Source organism: Microbacterium sp. (assembly GCF_047972865.1).
In the GTDB taxonomy this organism is placed as follows: Bacteria; Actinomycetota; Actinomycetes; order Actinomycetales; family Microbacteriaceae; genus Microbacterium.
The window spans coordinates 1-4,378 of the sequence record NZ_JBKEAY010000180.1 but is presented as its reverse complement, the minus strand read 5'-3'; the positions used below and the strand labels follow the sequence as shown (position 1 = coordinate 4,378).

General features: G+C 68.8%; 4 protein-coding genes. 1 reads left to right on the top strand and 3 read right to left on the bottom strand.

Annotated elements, in window-relative coordinates; genetic code table 11:
* The 3 genes from ACK5KK_RS10750 to ACK5KK_RS10740 form a co-directional block, all read right to left on the bottom strand.
* Positions 1-909: aldehyde dehydrogenase family protein (locus tag ACK5KK_RS10750; protein WP_416890079.1), on the bottom strand; the 909-nt coding region annotated here is incomplete at its 3' end.
* Positions 906-1,595 (bottom strand): GntR family transcriptional regulator, encoded by a 690-nt coding sequence (locus ACK5KK_RS10745; protein WP_416890078.1) that lies wholly within the window; start codon positions 1,593-1,595, stop codon positions 906-908. The genes ACK5KK_RS10745 and ACK5KK_RS10750, both read right to left, overlap by 4 nt.
* Complete coding sequence (locus tag ACK5KK_RS10740; RefSeq protein WP_416890077.1) at positions 1,592-3,082, bottom strand: fumarylacetoacetate hydrolase family protein; 1,491 nt, start codon at positions 3,080-3,082, stop codon at positions 1,592-1,594. The genes ACK5KK_RS10745 and ACK5KK_RS10740 overlap by 4 nt, the downstream gene beginning before the upstream one ends.
* Before the next feature lie 134 nt (positions 3,083-3,216).
* Here ACK5KK_RS10740 and ACK5KK_RS10735 point away from each other — a divergent pair.
* The coding region (locus ACK5KK_RS10735) for an MFS transporter (protein ID WP_416890076.1) at positions 3,217-4,378 on the top strand (1,162 nt) is incomplete at its 3' end.

Sequence of the window (4,378 nt, the reverse complement as noted above, 5' to 3'; positions counted from 1 at the left end):
GCCGGCCGTGCAGCGCTCGCCGTTCAGGGAGAAGACGCCGAAGATGGTCGCGTCGATCGCGGCATCCAGGTCGGCGTCGGCGAACACGACCGCCGGGGATTTGCCGCCCAGCTCCATCGACAAGCCCTTGAGGTAGGGGGCGGCGTTTCCGAAGATGATCTGGCCGGTGCGGCTCTCGCCCGTGAACGAGATGAGCGGAACGTCCGGGTGCTTCACGAGCGCGTCGCCGGCGTCTTCACCGAGCCCGTTGACGAGGTTGAACACGCCCTGCGGCAGCCCCGCCTCCTCGAAGATGCCCGCCCACAGCGACGCGGACAGCGGCGTGAACTCGGCGGGCTTGAGGACGACAGTGTTGCCGGTGGCCAGCGCCGGGCCGAGCTTCCACGACTCCAGCATGAACGGCGTGTTCCACGGCGTGATGAGGCCCGCGACGCCGATGGGCTTGCGGTTGACGTAGTTGATCTGACGGCCCGGAACCTTGTAGGTGTCGTCGGCCTGCGCCACGATCAGGTCGGCGAAGAAGCGAAAGTTCTCCGCTGCGCGCCGGGCCTGGCCGAGCGCCTGCGTGATGGGAAGACCCGAGTCGAACGACTCCAGCTCGGCGAGGCGGGCGTCGCGCGACTCGACGATGTCGGCGATGCGGTGCAGGATGCGGGACCGCTCGCGCGGCAGCATCCGCGGCCACGGCCCCTCGTCGAACGCGCGCGTGGCGGCCTCGACCGCGCGGTCGATGTCGGCCTTCTTGCCGGCCGCGGCCTGCACGTAGACCTCGTTGGAGACGGGCTCGAGCACGTCGAACGTGTCGCCGTCGGTCGAGTCGACGAAGGCGCCGTCGATGTAGTGCTGGATGCGGGTCGGCAGATCCGCCGGCACGTGACGCTGGTCGAGAGCGGGTGTGGAATCGGTCATGATGCCTCCATATCGGTGGGGGAGTCGGGGTGGCGCGCATGCAGGAACGCGTCCAGCGTGCGCAACCGGTGAGTACGGGTGAACAGTTCGATCTCGACGGCGTCGCTGCCGCCTTCGATCATCGTGAGGAGCTGGTCGTGCTCTTCGACGGAGTGGCGGGGACGCCCCGGGATGAGTGCGAACGAGGTGTCGCGGACCCCGGCCAGGCGCGACCACGCCCGCTCGACGAGGTCGAGCACCTGCCCGTTGGGGCAGGACGCGTACAGCGCGGCGTGGAACTGCTGGTTCAGCTGCGTGTAGGTGTGCGCGTCGAAGTGCTCCAGCAGTCGGTGCATCCGCTCGTTGATCTCGGCGGCGCGGGCGAGGTCGCCGGCGGTCAGGTGGGGCGCGGCAAGACCCGTCGCGTACCCCTCCACGAGACTCAACGTCTGCATCGTGTGGACGTATTCGTCCTCGTCGACGACCGACACCCGGGCGCCGATGTTCTTCTCGAACGTGACCAGGCCCTCGGCCTCCAGCCGCCGGATCGCCTCGCGCACCGGTACGACGCTCATGCCGAGCTCGTTGGCGATCGTGCCCAGCACGAGTCGGTACCCCGGCACGAACTCGTGCCGGGTGATCCGCTCCCGGATCCAGTCGTAGGCGACCTGGGATTTGCTCCCGGTGAACGCCGCGTCGAGTGTCATCGTCCCGATCCGGCCTCGGCTTCGTAGCGTGCGCGCCACTGCGCGTTCATCGGGAACAGCCCGTCGACGGGGTGTCCCTCGGCGACGCGGTCGGCGATCCAGGCATCCTCGGTCTCCTGCGCGAGGGCGGCGTCGACGACCTCTTCGACCAGGGCGGGCGGGATGACGATGACGCCGTCGGCGTCGCCGACGAGCACGTCCCCGGGTTGCACGGTCGCGCCGCCGCACGCGACGGTGACGTCGACGTCCCACGGCACGTGCTTGCGTCCCAGGACGGCCGGGTGGGCGCCGGCGGTGTAGACCGGGATACCCACGGCCGCGACGGCTTGTTCGTCGCGCACGCCGCCGTCGGTGACGATGCCGGCCGCGCCGCGGGCGTGGGCGCGGATGGCGAGGATGTCGCCGAGCGTGCCCGAGCCGGTCTCGCCGCGCGCTTCGATGACGATGACCTGGCCGTCTGTCACGGCGTCGAACGCGCGCTTCTGCGCGTTGTATCCGCCGCCGTGCGACGCGAATAGATCCTCCCGGTTGGGGACGAACCGCAGCGTGGTGGCGGTGCCGATGAGCTTCGCGTTCGGGTGCAGCGGCCGCACACCGTCGATCGTGACGTTGTTCAATCCGCGCTTACGCAACTGCTGCGACAGTCCCGCGACCGGTGTCTTCTCGAGCTTCGCCCGCAGGTCGGGGTCGAGCCCGAGGTGGCGGCGCGCGGGAAGACCGGCCGCGTCGGCCGATCCCCAGGCCTCTTCGCGCTGTGTGTCGTCGACGGCGGGGAGCGATCCCAGCGCTTCGTCGTAGTGGGGTCCGTCGCCGGCGACGACGGTCGTCGTCAGGCGGCCCGAGGTGGCGCCGGTGGCGGGGGAGTCGACTTCCACCGTCACGACGTCGCCCGGGACGATCACCGACGAGCCGGCCGGTGTGCCGGTGAGGATGATGTCGCCGCGCTCCAGGGTGAAGTGCTGCGAGAGGTCGGCGACGTACTGGGCCAGCGGAAAGATCAGCCCGCCAGTGGTGTCGTCCTGTACGAGGGTGTCGCCCACCCAGGTGCGTACCCGCAGGGCGGCCGGGTCGACGGTGCGCGCGTCGATGAGCTCGGGGCCGATCGGCGTGAAGCCGTCGCCCCCCTTGGACCGGACGTTCGATCCCTTGTCGTTCGCGCGCAGATCGTAGAGGCCGAGGTCGTTGGAGGCGGTCACCCAGCCGACGTGGTCCCACGCGCTCTCGAGCGGAATGTTCCGCCCTTCGGTGCCGATGATGAGCGCGATCTCGCCCTCGAACGCGAGCAGTTCGGTACCGCGCGGGCGCACGATGGTGTCCCCCGAGGCGGCGACCGAGCTGGAGGCCTTGAAGAAGTACGACGGCTGCGCGGGCCGGCGCCCGCGCTGGGCGGCCCGCGACTCGTAGCTCAGGTGGACGGCGATGATCTTGCCGGGCCGGCAGGGCAGGGCGGCGAATCGCGAATCGGCGGCATCCGTGTGGTCGGTCATGAGCTCCCTCGCTCTTGCGCTGTGATATCCCTCTTGCGGTGTATCTGAAATCGTATATGATCGGTGGCCATCGGGCAACCCCCGAGTTCAGCCGGAAAACGGATGTCGATCCGACAAAGGAGTCCCTCCTGACCATGAGTACTACACCCTCACCGTCACCGCACGACGGATTCACTCCTACCGGGACCATCTCGTCGGCCACCGACCGTCGGCGCGTCGTCTTCGCCACGATCGTCGGCACGACCGTCGAGTGGTACGACTTCTTCATCTACGCCTTTGCGGCCGGGCTCGTGTTCGCAACGCTCTTCTTCGAGCCGGCCGGCCCCGGCATCGCAGCGCTGCTCTCGTATGCGACGGTCGGCATCAGCTTCCTGTTCCGTCCGCTCGGTGCGTTCATCGCCGGGTACCTCGGCGACCGCTACGGGCGTCGTATCGTGCTCATGCTGACCCTCATCCTGATGGGAGCGGCCACCACCCTCGTCGGCTTCCTCCCCACGTATGCCGCGATCGGCGCGGCAGCGCCGGTGATGCTCATCGTGCTGCGCATCGTGCAGGGGATCTCGGCCGGTGGCGAATGGGGCGGCGCCGTGCTCATGGCCGTCGAGCACGCCCCCCGCAATCGTCGCGGGCTGTACGGGGCCTCGCCCCAGATCGGCGTGCCGCTGGGTATGCTGCTGGCCTCCGGGGTGCTCGCCCTGGTGAGCATGCCGGGCGATGAGTTCTTCATGACGTGGGGATGGCGCATCCCGTTCTGGTCGTCGATCGTGCTCATCCTGGTCGGCTACTACGTCCGACGGAAGGTCGAGGAGAGCCCGGTGTTCACCGAGCTGGCCGAACGCGCCGAGACGGTCAAGAATCCGGTGGGCATGCTCTTGCGCCGCTTCTTCCCGTTGGTGGTCCTCGCCGCACTGATCTTCGCCGGCAACAACGCAGTGGGATACATGTCCACCGGCGGGTACATCCAGGGGTACACCGTGAACACCCTCGGCATGGACCGGCCGTCGGTGCTGTGGGCCGTGGCCGGCGCTGCGGTGTGTTGGCTCGCCTTCACCTGGCTCGGGGGCTGGATCAGCGACAAGATCGGGCGCCGAACCACCTACATCATCGGCTGGATCGCACTGCTCGTGGGCGTTGCGACCCTGTTCCCGCTCGTCAACACCGCCAACATCTGGCTCGTTCTCGCGGGGCTGGCGATCCTGACCGTCGGGCTCGGCCTCACCTACGGGCCGCAGGCCGCGTGGTACTCGGAGATGTTCGCCGCATCGATCCGGTTCTCGGGTGTTTCGATCTCGTACG

Excerpts from the sequence above, each read along its gene's own strand:
- ACK5KK_RS10745 (WP_416890078.1), bottom strand. The coding sequence starts at position 1,595 with ATGACACTCGACGCGGCGTTCACCGGGAGCAAATCCCAGGTCGCCTAC.
- ACK5KK_RS10740 (WP_416890077.1), bottom strand. The coding sequence starts at position 3,082 with ATGACCGACCACACGGATGCCGCCGATTCGCGATTCGCCGCCCTGCCC.